Annotated in this window: 13 protein-coding genes; 5 read left to right on the top strand and 8 right to left on the bottom strand. The window is 64.4% G+C overall.

What is annotated here, in order from left to right:
* Window positions 1-5: 5 nt before the first annotated feature.
* Window positions 6-845 carry a cytochrome c oxidase subunit II gene (gene coxB / locus SO156_RS09460; protein ID WP_458146844.1) on the bottom strand — a complete coding sequence of 280 codons (840 nt, stop codon included), beginning with the start codon at window positions 843-845 and terminating at the stop codon, window positions 6-8.
* A 452-nt stretch (window positions 846-1,297) separates the two neighbouring features.
* Between coxB and SO156_RS09455 the strand changes: the two genes are divergently transcribed.
* Window positions 1,298-1,834 (top strand): invasion associated locus B family protein, encoded by a 537-nt coding sequence (locus SO156_RS09455; protein WP_498534583.1) that lies wholly within the window; start codon window positions 1,298-1,300, stop codon window positions 1,832-1,834.
* 74 nt (window positions 1,835-1,908) lie between these two features.
* On the opposite strand, the gene SO156_RS09450 is transcribed toward SO156_RS09455, so the two are convergent.
* Window positions 1,909-2,196: a hypothetical protein gene (locus tag SO156_RS09450; RefSeq protein ID WP_498534582.1), complete on the bottom strand. Its 288-nt coding sequence runs from the start codon at window positions 2,194-2,196 to the stop codon at window positions 1,909-1,911.
* Window positions 2,197-2,388: 192 nt separating this feature from the next.
* Between SO156_RS09450 and tldD the strand changes: the two genes are divergently transcribed.
* The 3 genes from tldD to SO156_RS09435 all read left to right on the top strand — a co-directional run bounded on the left by tldD (window position 2,389) and on the right by SO156_RS09435 (window position 5,303).
* A complete protein-coding gene (gene tldD / locus SO156_RS09445; RefSeq protein WP_458146841.1) occupies window positions 2,389-3,816 on the top strand; it encodes a metalloprotease TldD in 1,428 nt (475 codons plus the stop codon).
* Window positions 3,813-4,610 (top strand): signal peptidase I, encoded by a 798-nt coding sequence (lepB, locus tag SO156_RS09440; protein ID WP_458146840.1) that lies wholly within the window; start codon window positions 3,813-3,815, stop codon window positions 4,608-4,610. Before tldD ends, lepB begins: the two co-directional genes overlap by 4 nt.
* Before the next feature lie 126 nt (window positions 4,611-4,736).
* Window positions 4,737-5,303, top strand: a complete 567-nt coding sequence (locus SO156_RS09435) for a nucleotidyltransferase family protein (protein WP_498534581.1) — start codon at window positions 4,737-4,739, stop codon at window positions 5,301-5,303.
* A gap of 124 nt (window positions 5,304-5,427) precedes the next feature.
* Here the strand turns inward: SO156_RS09435 and SO156_RS09430 are convergent, their stop codons facing one another.
* The 3 genes from SO156_RS09430 to SO156_RS09420 form a co-directional block, all read right to left on the bottom strand.
* Complete coding sequence (locus SO156_RS09430) at window positions 5,428-6,030, bottom strand: PAN domain-containing protein (protein WP_498534580.1); 603 nt, start codon at window positions 6,028-6,030, stop codon at window positions 5,428-5,430.
* Between the two features lie 107 nt (window positions 6,031-6,137).
* Window positions 6,138-7,508 (bottom strand): glutamate--cysteine ligase, encoded by a 1,371-nt coding sequence (locus SO156_RS09425; RefSeq protein WP_458146837.1) that lies wholly within the window; start codon window positions 7,506-7,508, stop codon window positions 6,138-6,140.
* Window positions 7,509-7,607: 99 nt separating this feature from the next.
* Window positions 7,608-8,096, bottom strand: coding sequence for a MarR family winged helix-turn-helix transcriptional regulator (locus tag SO156_RS09420; protein WP_254102677.1), 489 nt, complete (start codon window positions 8,094-8,096; stop codon window positions 7,608-7,610).
* Between the two features lie 129 nt (window positions 8,097-8,225).
* On the opposite strand from SO156_RS09420, the gene gstA reads away from it, so the two are divergent.
* A complete protein-coding gene (gene gstA / locus SO156_RS09415; RefSeq protein ID WP_498534579.1) occupies window positions 8,226-8,840 on the top strand; it encodes a glutathione transferase GstA in 615 nt (204 codons plus the stop codon).
* 82 nt (window positions 8,841-8,922) lie between these two features.
* Here gstA and SO156_RS09410 read toward each other — a convergent pair whose 3' ends face one another.
* The 3 genes from SO156_RS09410 to SO156_RS09400 all read right to left on the bottom strand — a co-directional run bounded on the left by SO156_RS09410 (window position 8,923) and on the right by SO156_RS09400 (window position 14,350).
* Entirely contained in the window at window positions 8,923-11,136 is a 2,214-nt protein-coding gene (locus SO156_RS09410) for an FAD-dependent oxidoreductase (protein WP_498534578.1), read from the bottom strand.
* 157 nt (window positions 11,137-11,293) lie between these two features.
* Window positions 11,294-12,502 carry an acetyl-CoA C-acetyltransferase gene (locus tag SO156_RS09405; RefSeq protein ID WP_458146834.1) on the bottom strand — a complete coding sequence of 403 codons (1,209 nt, stop codon included), beginning with the start codon at window positions 12,500-12,502 and terminating at the stop codon, window positions 11,294-11,296.
* A 57-nt stretch (window positions 12,503-12,559) separates the two neighbouring features.
* On the bottom strand, window positions 12,560-14,350 hold the full coding sequence (locus SO156_RS09400; protein ID WP_498534577.1) for an acyl-CoA dehydrogenase C-terminal domain-containing protein: 1,791 nt from the start codon (window positions 14,348-14,350) through the stop codon (window positions 12,560-12,562).
* Window positions 14,351-14,433: the final 83 nt, after the last annotated feature.

Genomic DNA, 14,433 nt, shown 5'->3' with positions numbered 1-14,433 from the left:
GGCGCTTACTGCGTCGGGCCGGCCACGGCGGCGTAGGTGCTGGTGCCGCCGCCGGCAAATTTCTTCTTCGCCGCCTCGACCCAGGAGGCGAATTCCTGGTCCTCCACCACGCGCACGGCGATCGGCATGAAGGCATGATCCTTGCCGCACAGTTCAGAGCACTGGCCGTAGAACATGCCGGTCTTGGTCGCCTTGAACCAGGTCTCGTTCAGGCGGCCGGGGATGGCGTCGATCTTGATGCCGAAGGCCGGAACCGCGAAAGAGTGGATGACGTCGGCGCCAGTGGTCTGGACACGAATCACCTTGTTGACCGGCACCACCATCTCGTTGTCCACGCCAAGCAGCCGCGGCTGCTTGTCCTGCGCCATCAGCGAGTCGAACTCGAACTTGCCGTTGTCGGGATAGGCGTAGGACCAGTACCACTGCTTGCCGGTGGCCTTGATGGTGATATCCGCCTTCGGCAGGTCGAGCTCAAGGAACAGGAGGCGGAACGACGGCACCGCGATCCCGACCAGGATCAGCACTGGAACCAGGGTCCAGACCACCTCAATCAGCGTGTTGTGGGTGGTCCGCGACGGAACCGGATTGGCCCTCGCGTTGAACTTCACCACCACGGCCACCAGCAGCCCCAGCACGAACAGCGTGATGACGATGATGAGGACTGACAGGAAATTATGGAACCAGGTGATGTTGTCCATCACCGGAGAGGCAGAGCCCTGCAGACGCCATTCCCAGGGCGCCGGCTGTCCCAGCTCGGCAAACGCCGCGCCGCCGGTGCCCAGCGTCAGGCCAGCTACGGCCAATCCCAGCAAGTGCCGGCCCATCCGGCCCATCGACATCCTCATGCCGCTCGCGCTCCCCTTACGAAATCACCCCAATGCACTCCCCTATTTTGGGGAACGCTTATTCGATCCGCCCGTCCGACAAACCGCCGCGCAAGAATACCTCTAAGAGGAATTGGGGCCAGCTCGCTAGAACGCCGAAATCAAGCCTCTCAAACCATAATTCTTGATGTATCGCAATGCAGTCTTGAGTCCGGTCTGTCAGCCATCACACGCAAGATATTTCAGACAAAAACACCGTTCCCGGGAGTGTGGCGCCTTGACAGCAGGATTGCCCGCTGTAGGCACTGACCGGCCGCCCCCGCAGCAGCCTGATTCGCGCGGGAAAAGGCGACCGGCGCGGCGCGAGATTTGCTTTTTGGTTGCTTGGGATCCGCCTTCAAGCCGCCGTCATTTCCGTACCTGAGTGGAAGCGAGGCCGCCCAAGCAGGTCGCGAACAGAGGGATCGACCCCGATGGGGCTTTCGACACGCATGGCGAAACCCGCTCCTTACCGCCATTTTGGCGCGCTGGCTTGGCTTCTGGTGGCCGCTGTCCTCCTCCTGCCGGGCCTTGCACACGCGCAAGGCGCGGTGCGCTCGGTCCATGGCGACTGGCAGATCCGCTGCGACACCCCGCCCGGCGCCCAGTCTGAGCAATGCGCCCTGATCCAGAGCGTCGTCGCCGAAGACCGCTCGAACGCTGGCCTGACCGTGATCGTGCTCAAGACGGCCGACCAGAAGAGCCGGCTGATGCGAGTGGTCGCGCCGCTCGGCGTGCTGCTGCCCTCCGGTCTCGGCCTCAAGCTCGACAACCAGGACGTCGGCCGTGCCGGCTTCGTCCGCTGCCTGCCCAATGGCTGCGTCGCCGAGGTCGTCATGGACGACAAGCTGCTCGGCCAGCTTCGCTCAGCCAAGACCGCGACCTTCATCATCTTCGAGACCCCCGAGGAAGGCATCGGCTTCCCGCTCAGCTTGAACGGGCTCGGCGAGGGGTACGACAAGTTGCCGTAGCGACCTGCACGTCGACGATGCGAGTCCGTTATCCTGGGGCTACGAGCGGGAGTGCGGGCCGCTCGGGACTGACCTCACGCCTTATCGACGCGATAAAGCTCCGTGTCACACCAGGTGCAGCGGTAGATGCGGCCCACGCTGGCGACGGTCATTCCCGCAGCCTTCTGCCGGCATTTGGCGCAGACGACGCCGACCGTTGTCGCTGAGCCTGGATGGGCCGCGACGTACTGTTCGCGCGTGGGATAGGATTTCCAACCGCGGCGGTAGATCAGCTGATTGACGAACAAGACCAGAGCCAGCACGGCGAAGCCGATGATCAGGCCGTGATATTGATCCCAGAATGCAACCAAGGAATTCCACATGCTTTGGCCGCCCGTTCACACAAGGGTGCGCCGGTATAGGCTGAAAATCTTGAAAACCGGCTTAAGGCGCAAGCGACCGAAACGGTCGCCGGCTCGGCGACCATGTCGTTTCGGTAATGTGACGGTCCGCCCCCTCGCCGAACGCTTTTGAAACCATTATCTTGCCCCACATCTCCCGATAATGGACCGCCGATGACCAACCCTGCGACGACCTCCCTGCTCGACCGCGCCAATCTCGACCGCGACCAGGTTCGCCACGAAGTCGCACGCGGGCTTTCGGGCGCCGACGACGGCGAATTGTTCCTCGAATACAGCCAGACCGAAGCGCTGATGTTCGACAATGGGCGGCTGAAGCAGGCGACCTATGACACCTCGCAGGGCTTTGGCCTGCGCGCCGTGAAGGACGACGCGGTCGGCTACGCGCATTCCTCCGACGTGTCGCTGCCGGCGCTGATCCGCGCCGCCGATGCGGTCGCAGCGGTCCGCGGCGGGTATTCGGGAAGCTTCGCCGCGCCGCCGCCGCATACCAATGTGCGGCTCTATGCCGACGACAATCCGCTCGACGCGCCGGGTTTCGAGGCCAAGGTCAGGCTGCTCGCGGAGATCGACGCGTATTTGCGCGACAAGGATCCGCGCGTACGGCAGGTCAGCGTGAGTTTAGGGGCGACCTGGCAGGTGGTTGAAATCCTCCGCCCCGATGGCGAGAGCTATCGCGATATCCGCCCGTTGGTGCGCGTGAACATTTCCGTTGTCGCCGGCCAGGGCGACCGTCAGGAAAGCGGCAGCAAGGGCTTTGGCGGCCGCGCCGGCTATGCCGAATTCATCGAGACCAGGAACTGGCGCGACGCGGCCGACGGCGCGCTGCGCGAGGCGCTGGTGAATCTGGAATCCGTGCCGGCGCCTGCCGGCGAGATGGACGTGGTGCTTGGCGCCGGGTGGCCCGGCGTGATGTTGCATGAGGCGGTCGGCCATGGCCTGGAGGGCGACTTCAACCGCAAGAAGACCTCGGCTTTTGCCGGCCTGATGGGCCAGCAGGTGGCAGCCAAGGGCGTCACCGTGGTCGACGACGGCACCATTGCCTCGCGGCGCGGCTCGCTCTCGATCGACGATGAGGGCACCCCGACAAACCGCACGGTGCTGATCGATGACGGCATCCTGGTCGGCTACATGCAGGACCGCCAGAACGCGCGTCTGATGAACATGAAGCCGACCGGCAACGGTCGCCGGCAGGGCTACGCCCATGTGCCGATGCCGCGCATGACCAACACCTACATGCTCGCGGGCGACCGCGAGCCGGGCGAAATCCTCGCCTCGGTCAAGAACGGCGTTTTCGCCGCGAATTTCGGTGGCGGCCAGGTCGACATCACCTCGGGCAAATACGTCTTCCAGTGCACCGAGGCCTACAAGATCGAGAACGGCAGGATCGGCGCGCCGCTGAAGGGCGCCATGCTGATCGGCAACGGGCCGACCGACCTGCATCGCATCCGCGCAATCGGCAACGATCTCGCGCTCGATACAGGCATCGGCACCTGCGGCAAGAACGGCCAGGGCGTACCGGTCGGCGTCGGCCAGCCGACGCTTCTGATGGAACGGATTACGGTGGGTGGTACGGGCGCATGAGCGTTGAGAAAATGACTGCAACAACCAAGCCCAAGACTAGCGGCAAGAACAGCGGCAAGAGCACCTGGCGCGGACAGCTCGTGCAGCTTGCTGGCATCGTCGCTGCCGTGTTCATCGCCAAGGGTGCGCTGGCCGAGCCGTTCTACGTGCCGTCGGGCTCGATGGAGCCGACCTTGCTGATCGGCGACGCACTGCTTGCCTCGAAATTCCCCTATGGCTATGGCACCTCGTCGCTGCCGATCCAGATCAACCTGCCGGAAACCGGCCGCGTCTTCGCCGAGACGCCGAAGCTCGGCGACGTCGTCGTGTTCCGCTGGCCCGGCGATCGCTCGCAGGCCTGGGTCAAGCGCGTGGTCGGTCTGCCCGGCGACCGCATCCAGATGCGACAGGGCCAGCTCTTCATCAACGACCGTCCCGCCGAGCTGAAGCCGGACGGCGTTGGCCAGGCCGAGGACGACAACGGCGGCAGCGAGCCCGCCTATCGCTATGTCGAGACGCTGCCGAACGGCGTCTCGCATCTCATTTTCAAGATGCGCGACAACGGCCCGCTCGACAACACGCCGGAAGTAACCGTGCCGGCCGGGCATCTCTTCGTGCTCGGCGACAACAGGGACAACTCCGCGGACAGCCGCGTGCCACTGCGCTCCGGCGGCGTCGGGCTATTGCCAATCGACAATCTCGTCGGCCGCGCCGATGCCGTGCTCGGCTCCTGGGATCTCGGCATGCGTGGCCAGCCAGTGTGGACCTGGCTGTCGGGCTTCCGGATGGCGCGGTTCTTTACCGCGGTGAAGTGAGGCACGGAGCCGGAAGGATCGTCGGGTGGGCAAAGCGAAAGCGTGCCCACCGCTTCTGTCGCAATCCAGGTGAGATGGTGGGCACGACGCGCGAAGAGCGCGCCTTTGCCCACCCCACGATTCCCGATGACCCGCAACGAATTCCTCGCATTGGCACTCCGCAATCCGGTCAACGTTGCGATCAGCGACGCGCTCGCGCAGCTTGCGCTGCCGGATGCCTGGCTGGTGTCGGGATGTCTGGTCCAGACGGCTTGGAACGTGATCACGGGACGTGCGATCGATCACGGCATCGCCGACTACGATGTGTTCTATTTCGACCCTGACACCTCGTGGGAGGCGGAGGACGCGGTGATCCGCAAGCTGGCGGGCAGCCTTGCGTATCTCGGCGCGAAGATCGAAGCGCGCAACCAGGCGCGCGTGCATCTGTGGTATCCCGGCAAGCACGGCCTGCCCTATCCACCGCTGACCTGTTCGACCCATGGCATCGACCGCTTTCTAACGCAGAACACGCAGATCGGCATCCGGCGTGCCGACGAGGGCTACGACGTCTATGCGCCGCATGGGTTCGATGATGTCGCGGGATTGATCGCGCGTCCCAATCCAGGCCCGAATTTCTCTGCGGCGAGTTACGCGACGAAGGCTCAGCGATGGAAATCGTTGTGGCCGGAAATCACGATCATTGCGGCGGAGTAGGTCTCGTGTCCCGGACGCGGCGCGGCACGCAGTGACGCGACGCAGAGCCGGAACCTGGCGCCATGGGCCCCGGTTCAGCAGTGCATCACTTGCGTGCTGCACTGCGCCCGGGGCACGAGAACCCCTACCTCACCACGCCCGACGTGAACCCCGCCTTCCTGCGCGGCGGCTTGATTTCCTTCTTCAGGAAGCATTTCGCCTCGCGCCCCGTGTAGCCGGGGCGGGCGAAGGTGAAGGCCCGGCATTTGTTGTCGGCGATGCAGGCGGCCTTGCAGGCCTCCTCGCCGTCGTCGGCCTTCAGTTCGAAATTGCGCAGGTCGCCGCCGGGGCGGTCGATCGACGTTTCTACGCCCTCGACGCGGGGCTCGATGACGCCCGCGCCGCGGACGCCCGAGATGCAGCAATTCGCCGGAATGCGCGGCGGCACGGTGTTCTTCAGCCAGCACACCGCAGGCGCACCCTCGACGTCGGGATAGCTGAAGCTCCAGGACCGGCAGCGCCGGTCGCGCTCACACAGCAGCGCGCAATCCTCGGGATCACCTGACGCAACGGGCGTGTTGAAATAGTCACCGCCCGGCCGGTCGAATGCGGTCTGGGCGCTCGCCGGCACGATGGCAGGCAGGATCGCCAGCAGCATGACCCACGCCATACCCTGTGCCACGACCCTCGTCATGGCTCTTGCCATGAGCTTTGCCATCAAGGCCCCAGCCAGGCGGCCCTTCCCCATCAGAACAGCTTTCGAGTTATTGAACGCGCTCAGTTTTTTCAGTCGGTCATTTGATCGCCGCAAACCTGTACGGGCGATGAACGGCGCGCGCCACTGACCCGGCTGAGCTAGAACGCGTAGTCCGCGTATGCCGGTTCCACCGATTCCTTCCAGGGGCCGTGAAATTTCTCAAGCATCTCCTCGGCCGGCGTGCGTCCGCAATCGATGATGCGGTCCAGCGGCTCCAGATGGCGGGTCTCATCCCGGCCGAGCTGGTCGACCCGGCCGCGGCGCCGCAGGCCGGCATGGGCCAGCACCAGGCATTCCTTGGCGATCTCGAAGAGATAGCGGTCCTTGATCCGGGCCTTGAAGCCGAAGCGCGGCACATCGTCGCGCAGCGCCTGGCGCTCATGCGTGCTCCAGTGCTTCACCAGATCCCAGGCGGCATCGAGCGAGGCGTTGTCATAGAGCAGCCCGACCCAGAACGCCGACAGCGCCGGCAGCCGGCCCCAGGGACCACCATCGGCGCCGCGCATCTCGAGGTAGCGCTTCAGCCGCACTTCCGGGAAGATCGTCGAGAGATGATTGGCCCAGTCCGACAACGTCGGACGCTCGCCGGGAAGGTTGTTGTTGCGGCCTTCGAAAAAGGCGCGGAAGGAGGAGCCCGACACGTCGATGTAATCATCGCCGCGCTTGACGAAATACATGGGCACGTCGAGCGCATAGTCGATATAGCGCTCAAAGCCCATGCCGTCCTCGAAGGCGAAAGGAAGCATGCCGGAGCGTGCATTGTCGGTGTCGCGCCAGATTTCCGAGCGGAACGACAACAAGCCGTTGGGCTTGCCTTCGGTGAACGGCGAATTGGCAAACAGGGCGGTTGCGACCGGCTGAAGCGCGAGCGAGACGCGCAGCTTCTTGACCATGTCGGCTTCGGAGGAGAAGTCGAGATTGGTCTGCACCGTGCAGGTTCGGTACATCATGTCGAGGCCGTATTTGCCGACCTTCGGCATGTAGTTGGTCATGATCTTGTAGCGGCCTTTCGGCATCACCGGAATGTCGGCGCGCGACCAGGACGGTGTCATGCCGAGGCCAAGGAAGCCGATGCCGAGCGGGGTCGCGATCTCACGCACCTGCGCCAGATGCGCCATCAGCTCACTCTGCGTCTGGTGCACGGTCTCGACCGGCGCGCCGGACAATTCGAACTGCCCGCCCGGTTCGAGCGAGATCGCGCCGCCGCCGGTAACGTCGTAGAGGCCGATGATGTTGCCTTTCTCCATGATCGGCTCCCAGCCGAGCAGGAGCTTCATGCCTTCGAGCAGCGCGCCGATGCCTCGCGCTCCCTCATAGGGAACCGGGCGGTGGCCTTCGAGCGTGAACGGCGTCTTCTCATGCTCGGTGCCGATACGGAAATCGTCCACCGGCTTGCAGCCGGCCTCGAACCACGCGACGAGCTCGTCGCGCGATTGCAGCGGCGTCATATCGATCTGGTCTCGCGCCATATCAAACTCTAATCAAAAGCGCTTCGACCGAACGCGCGCGGGTGACAGGGATGGTCCGCGAACCCACCGGTTGCGCGGACATTTTGGTTTGCTGCGGGATCATCGCAACGGTGTGCTTTCGTTGGCGACCGGCAGCTTCATCTCGCCGCAGGAGCAACCGAGCCGGTCGAGCAGACCGCTGAGCTTGACGGCGTCCGCATCGGACAGTTTCGAGCCGACATACTTCTCGATTGCGGCGGAATAGGCACCCCACATCCGCTTCTGCAGCTCGCGACCGGCCTCCGTGATCTCGACGAACTGGCCGCGCTTGTCGATCTTGCATTCGCGGCGCACTGCGAGGCCCTCGTCGACCAGGCGGTCGATCAGCCGCGAGGTCGAATATTGCGGAATCAGCATCTGGCGCTCGAGCTCCACGGGGCGCAGCTCGCCCGACGGCGCGCGCGACAGTTCGAGAAGCGCATCATACCAGGCGAGCGGCGGGAAGCCGGCCTTCTTCAGGTCCTGCTCCACGCAGTCGAGCACGCGGCTCTGCACCCGCATCAGGCGGATCCAGGCAGACGTCGCCTCGGTTGATGGTTTGCGTTTCATGGTCCCGCTCAAGTGAAGTAGCCCGTTCTTAGCGCACTTGATGCACCTGCATCAATCTTGACTATTATTCCATGCAAATGCATGTAGGCGTTCTTCCGCCCCAACCAACCATCGAGAGGAGAAAATTCTATGAAACTCTATTACTCGCCGGGAGCGTGCTCGTTGTCTCCCCACATCGCCCTCCTCGAAGCCGACCTGCCCTACGATCTCGTCAAGGTCGATATCCGCGCCAAGAAGCTCGAAAACGGTGAGGATTATCTGAAGGTCAATCCCAAGGGCCAAGTGCCGGCGCTCGGCCTCGACAGCGGTGAGATCGTGACCGAAGGCCCGGTCATTGTCCAGATGATCGCCGATCAGGCCTCGGCCAAGGGCCTGGTGCCCGCGCGCGACAGTTCCGAGCGCTACAAGCTGCTGGAGTGGCTGAACTTCCTCACCTCGGAGGTGCACAAGAGCTTTGGTCCGCTGTTCTCGCCGGTGCTGGCCGACGATGCCAAGGCGTTCTTCAGGGATCGCGTGATGGGCAAGTTGAAATATATCGACGGCCAGCTCACCGGTCGCGACTATTTGATGGGCCAGCAGTTCACCGTCGCCGACGGGTATCTCTTCACCATGCTGACCTGGGCGGAGCGGCTGAAGTTCGACCTCTCGGCCCTCACGAACCTTCTCACCTACAAGGCTCGCGTCGCCGCGCGGCCGAAGGTGCAGGAAGCCTTGAAGCGCGAAGGGCTCTTGCAGGCGGCGTGAGGCGTCGCGACCACGGACAAGAAAAGGCCGGATCGACGATCCGGCCTTTTGACTACCGAGGATGCGAGACGGGGTAACGGGCTTACGCCGCCGACTTCTTCGGCGCGAAGCGGCCGTAGAAGGTCTCGCCCTTTGCCGCCATCTCCTCGAGGAGCTTCGGCGGGGTGAAGCGGGAGCCGTACTTGGCTTCCAGCCTGTGGCAGAGCTCGACGAACCTCTTCGTGCCCATGAAGTCGATGTAGGACAGCGTACCGCCGGTGAACGGCGCAAAGCCGAAGCCGAGGATCGAGCCGACGTCCGCTTCGCGGGGATCGGTGATGACGTGATCCTCCACCGTGCGCGCGGCTTCCACCGCCTGCACCACCAGGAAGCGCTGCTTGAGCTCCTCGACGTCGAGTGTGTCGGGGTCGAGCTGCTTCGGCTGGAGCGCTGACAACCCCGGCCACAGGCTCTTCTGGCCCTTGCCCTTCTCCGGATAGTCGTAGAAGCCCTTGCTGTTCTTGCGTCCCAGGCGGCCCTGCATCTCGACCATCTCTACCATCAGCTTCTTCTGATCGGGGTTGATGGCGTTGGGGCCGAGATCGGCTTCCGTCGCCTTCATGATCTTCAGGCCGAGGTCGAGCGCGACTTCGTCGGACAGCGAGAGCGGGCCGACCGGCATGCCGGCCATCTTGGCGCAATTCTCGATCATCGCCGGCGGGACGCCTTCGAGGAACATCTCGTTGCCTTCGGCGACGTAGCGGCCGACGCAGCGGTTGGCGAAGAAGCCGCGGCTATCGTTCACGACGATCGGCGTCTTGCCGATGGTGCGGACGTAGTCGAGCGCAGTTGCCAGCGCGACGTCGCCGGTGTTCTTGCCAAGGATGATCTCGACCAGCATCATCTTCTCGACCGGCGAGAAGAAGTGGATGCCGACGAACTTGCCCTGGTCCTTGAAGCTCTCGGCCAGCGAGGTGATCGGCAGCGTGGACGTGTTCGACGCGAAGATCACGTCAGGCTTGAGATATTCCTGCGCCTTGGCGAAGGTGTCCGCCTTGACCTTACGGTCCTCGAAGACGGCCTCGATGACGAGGTCGACGTCCTTCAACGCAGCATAGTCCGCGGTCGGCGTGATGCGCGCGAGCAGCGCTTCGGCATCCGTGGGCTTGGCGCGCCCCTTCTTGATCTGCTCCTCGATCACCTTCTGGGCATGCGCCTTGCCCTTGTCGGCACTTTCCTGGTCGCGGTCGATCAGCACGACGTCAAGACCTGCGCGGGCCGAAACGTAGCCGACGCTCGCGCCCATGAAGCCGGCGCCGATCACGGCGATCTTCTTCACCTTGGTCGGCGGCACATCCTTCGGACGGCGCGCCCCCTTGTTCAGCTCCTGCATCGACAGGAACAGGCTGCGGATCATGGCCGCCGCTTCCTTCGAGCGCAGCACCGAGGTGAAGTAGCGCGACTCGACGCGCAATGCGGCGTCGATCGGCAACTGCAGACCTTCATAGACGCAGCTCATGATCGCGCGCGCGGCGGGATAATTATCGTAGGTCTCGCGGCGGTAGATGGCGTTGCCGGCCGGGAACATCATCATGCCGTTCTTGGAGAACACCGGGCCACCGGGCAGCTTGAAGCCCTTTTCGTCCCAGGGCGCGACCGCCTTGCCGCCGCCCTTGATCCAATCCTTTGCCGCCTTGATCAGATCGGCCGCGGGAACGATGGCGTGGATCAGGTTGAGTTGCTTGGCCTTGTCGAGCGCGACGGGATCGCCCTTGAGCAAGATGGTCATGGCATCCTGCGGCGGCACCAGGCGCGGCACGCGCTGCGTGCCGCCGGCGCCGGGGAACAGGCCGACCTTGACCTCGGGCAGGCCGAGGCGCGTCTTGGGATTCTCCGCCGCCACGCGATAGTGGCAGCACAGCGTGATCTCGAAGCCGCCGCCAAGCGCCAGCCCGTTGATCGCGGCCGCCCACGGCTTCCCGGAGGTTTCGATGGAGCGCAGCACCTGCGAGAAGCGCCGGCTCTGGTCGAACAGCATCTGGTTCGCGGCCGTCTCGCCCTGCTCCTTGAGGACCTTTGCGTAGGCCTGGTTCATGCCCTCGAGCATCGACAGATCGGCGCCGGCGCAGAACGCCTCCTTGCTGGAGGTGATGACGACGCCCTTCACGGCGGCATCCGCCGTGGTCTCTTTCACGATCGCATCGAGCTCGCTGGTCGAGGTTTCGTCGAGCACGTTCATCGAACGACCCGGGATGTCCCAGGTGACGAGCGCGATGCCGTCGGCGTCGGTCTCAACCTTGAAGTTCTTGTAAGCCATGTTGGTTGCTCCTCGGTGCCGGCTGCCGATCTCAGGCGCTGGCGGTTGACTCTGGATCTCGTAGGGTGGGCAAAGGCGCGCTCGCGCCGTGCCCACCATCATTCGCGGAGACATCAGTGGTGGGCACGCTTCGCTTTGCCCACCCTACGGCAGCTCGTCACACCCGCTCGATGATGGTCGCGGTGCCCATACCGCCGCCGATGCACAGCGTCACCAGCGCGGTCGACTTGTTGGTGCGCTCGAGCTCGTCGAGCACGGTGCCCAGGATCATCGCGCCGGTGGCGCCAAGGGGATGGCCGAGCGCGATCGCGCCGCCATTGACGTTGATCTTGGCGTTGTCGATGTCGAAGGCCTGGATATAGCGCAGCACGACGGAAGCGAAGGCCTCGTTGAGCTCGAACAGGTCGATGTCCGACTTCTTCATGCCAGAGCGCGCAAACAGCTTTTCAGTGACGTCCACCGGGCCGGTCAGCATCATCGCAGGCTCCGAGCCGATGTTGGCGAAGGCGCGGATCTTTGCACGCGGCTTCATGCCATATTTCGCGCCCGCCTCCTTGCTGCCGAGCAGCACGGCGCCGGCGCCGTCGACGATTCCGGAAGAGTTGCCGGCGTGATGCACGTAATTGACGCGCTCGATCTCCGGATGCGACTGGACCGCAACCGCATCGAAGCCGCCCATCTGCGCCATCATGGTGAAGGACGGCTGGAGCTGCGCCAGCGACTGCATCGTCGTGGTGGGCCGCATATGCTCATCCTTGGCGAGGATGGTGAGTCCGTTGATGTCCTTCACCGGAACGACCGACTTGTTGAAGCGACCTTCGTCCCAGGCCTTGCCGGCACGCTGCTGGCTTTGCACGGCGTAGGCGTCGACGTCGTCGCGGGAGAAGCCGTACTTGGTGGCGATCAGATCGGCCGAGACGCCCTGCGGCATGAAATAGGCCGGCACCGCCATCGAGGGGTCCATCGGCCATGCACCGCCGGAGGCGCCGATGCCGACGCGGCTCATGGATTCGGCGCCGCCGCCGATCACCAGCTCATGTTGGCCGCTCATGACCTGGGCAGCAGCGAAGTTCACGGCATCGAGGCCGGAGGCGCAGAAGCGGCTGATCTGCACGCCGGGGACGGCTTCACCGAGGCCGGCTTTGAGCGCCGCAAAGCGCGCGATGTCGCTGCCGGCCTCGCCGACCGGATCGACCACGCCGAGCACGACGTCATCGACGGAGTCCACGGGCAGGTTGTTGCGCTCCTTCAGCGCCTGCAGCGGCACGGTGGCGAGCGCCAGCGCGGTGACCTCGTGCAGCGCGCCGTCCGGCTTGCCGCGGCCGCGCGGCGTGCGAACGTGGTCGTAAATGAATGCCTCAGGCATGACGCCCTCCTGATGTGATGTCTAGATGCGATTGGGACCTGGCGACGGAAGCGGGCTTTAAAATGCTTCCGCCGGCAGTTCCATGACGGTGGCGCAGCCGGCCTGGATGCGCGCGAGGTTGGCGGCGGTCTCCGGCAGCATCCGCTCCATGAAGAAGCGGCCGGTGACGAGCTTGGTGGAGAGATAGGGCGTGGCCCCGGACTCGGCAATCTTCCCTAGCGTGACCTTGGCCATCCGCGCCCACATGTAGCCGAGCGCAACGAAGCCGAAGAGATGCAGGTAGTCGGTTGCGGCAGCGCCGGCATTGTCGGGTTTTGCCATCGCGTTCTGCATCAGCCAGGTGGTGGCCTGCTGCAGATGGCCGAGCGCGGTCGAGAGCGGGGCAACGAAAGGCTTCAGCGCCTCGTCGCCGCCATTCTCCTTGGCAAAGCCCATCACCTCGCCGAAGAACGCCATGATGGCGCGGCCACCGTCGCGCGGCAGCTTGCGGCCGACGAGGTCGAGCGCCTGGATGCCGTTGGCGCCTTCATAGATCATGGCAATGCGCGCATCGCGCACGAACTGCTCCATACCCTGCTCCGCAATGTAGCCGTGGCCACCATACATCTGCTGCGCCTGCACCGCGTTGGCAAAGCCGTAGTCGGTGAGGAAGCCCTTCAGCACGGGGGTCATCAGGCCCATGTGATCGTCGGCGGCCTGGCGGTCCTTGGGATCCTCGGAGCGGTGGGCGACGTCGCTCTTCAGCGCGGTCCACACCACGAAGGCACGCGCGGCCTCGTTGAAGGCGCGGATCGACAGCAGCGTGCGGCGCACGTCGGGATGCACGATGATCGGATCGGCCGGCTTGTCCGGCGCCTTCGCGCCGGTGAGCGCGCGGCCCTGGACACGCTCGCGGGCATAGGCGACTGCGTTCTGGTAGGCGACTTCCGACTGCGCGAGACCCTGCACGGCGACGCCGAGGCGGGCCTCGTTCATCATCACGAACATGCCCTGCATGCCCTTGTTCTCTTCGCCGATCAGCCAGCCGGTGGCGTTTTCGTAGTTCATCACGCAGGTGGAATTGCCGTGGATGCCCATCTTGTGCTCGATCGAGCCGCAGACCACGCCGTTGCGTGCACCGACGGAGCCGTCAGCGTTGACCAGGAACTTGGGCACCACGAACAGCGATACGCCCTTGATGCCGGCAGGCGCACCCTCGATGCGAGCGAGCACGAGGTGGATGATGTTGCCAGCGAGATCATGCTCGCCGGCCGAGATGAAGATCTTCGTGCCCGTGATCTTGAAGCTGCCGTCGGCCTGGCGCACCGCCTTGGTGCGGAGCATGCCGAGGTCGGTGCCGCAATGCGGCTCGGTCAGGTTCATGGTGCCGGTCCATTCGCCCGCCACCATCTTCGGAACGTAGGTCTTCTTCTGCTCGGGGCTGCCGTGCACCAGCAGCGCTGCGGTCGCGCCCATGGTCAGACCGCCGTACATCGCGAAAGCCATGTTGGCCGAGCACTGGAATTCGTTGACCGCCTGACTCAGCGCCACCGGCAGGCCCTGCCCGCCAAATTCGGTCGGCACGGAGAGGCCGAGCCAGCCGCCCTCGGCGAGCTGCCTGAAGGCGTCCTTGAAACCTTTCGGCGTGGTGACACTGCCGTCGTCAGCGCGCTTGCAGCCTTCGAGATCACCCACACGATTGAGCGGCTGGAGCACCTCTTCGGCGAGCTTGGCGGCTTCGCCCAGGATCGCCTCGCGCACATCGCTGGAGGCGTCGGAGAAGCCCGGCAGATTGTCGTAGCGATCGATCTGGAAGACGTCGTTGAAGAGGAAGTTCACGTCTTCGACGGGGGCTTTATAGATCGGCATGGCGTTCTCCCGGCATGGGGCCGTTAAGTGGTGGTATTCTTGAAAAACGCCCTGAGGCGCAGTCTTTGTCGCGAGTCTAACCG

Source organism: Bradyrhizobium sp. UFLA05-125, from assembly GCF_059803515.1.
This window is presented reverse-complemented; position numbering and strand designations above follow the sequence as displayed.

Coding starts and splice junctions, on each gene's coding strand:
- coxB (WP_458146844.1), bottom strand. CDS start 845: ATGAGGATGTCGATGGGCCGGATGGGCCGGCACTTGCTGGGATTGGCC.
- SO156_RS09455 (WP_498534583.1), top strand. CDS start 1,298: ATGGGGCTTTCGACACGCATGGCGAAACCCGCTCCTTACCGCCATTTT.
- SO156_RS09450 (WP_498534582.1), bottom strand. CDS start 2,196: ATGTGGAATTCCTTGGTTGCATTCTGGGATCAATATCACGGCCTGATC.
- tldD (WP_458146841.1), top strand. CDS start 2,389: ATGACCAACCCTGCGACGACCTCCCTGCTCGACCGCGCCAATCTCGAC.
- lepB (WP_458146840.1), top strand. CDS start 3,813: ATGAGCGTTGAGAAAATGACTGCAACAACCAAGCCCAAGACTAGCGGC.
- SO156_RS09435 (WP_498534581.1), top strand. CDS start 4,737: ATGACCCGCAACGAATTCCTCGCATTGGCACTCCGCAATCCGGTCAAC.
- SO156_RS09430 (WP_498534580.1), bottom strand. CDS start 6,030: ATGGGGAAGGGCCGCCTGGCTGGGGCCTTGATGGCAAAGCTCATGGCA.
- SO156_RS09425 (WP_458146837.1), bottom strand. CDS start 7,508: ATGGCGCGAGACCAGATCGATATGACGCCGCTGCAATCGCGCGACGAG.
- SO156_RS09420 (WP_254102677.1), bottom strand. CDS start 8,096: ATGAAACGCAAACCATCAACCGAGGCGACGTCTGCCTGGATCCGCCTG.
- gstA (WP_498534579.1), top strand. CDS start 8,226: ATGAAACTCTATTACTCGCCGGGAGCGTGCTCGTTGTCTCCCCACATC.
- SO156_RS09410 (WP_498534578.1), bottom strand. CDS start 11,136: ATGGCTTACAAGAACTTCAAGGTTGAGACCGACGCCGACGGCATCGCG.
- SO156_RS09405 (WP_458146834.1), bottom strand. CDS start 12,502: ATGCCTGAGGCATTCATTTACGACCACGTTCGCACGCCGCGCGGCCGC.
- SO156_RS09400 (WP_498534577.1), bottom strand. CDS start 14,350: ATGCCGATCTATAAAGCCCCCGTCGAAGACGTGAACTTCCTCTTCAAC.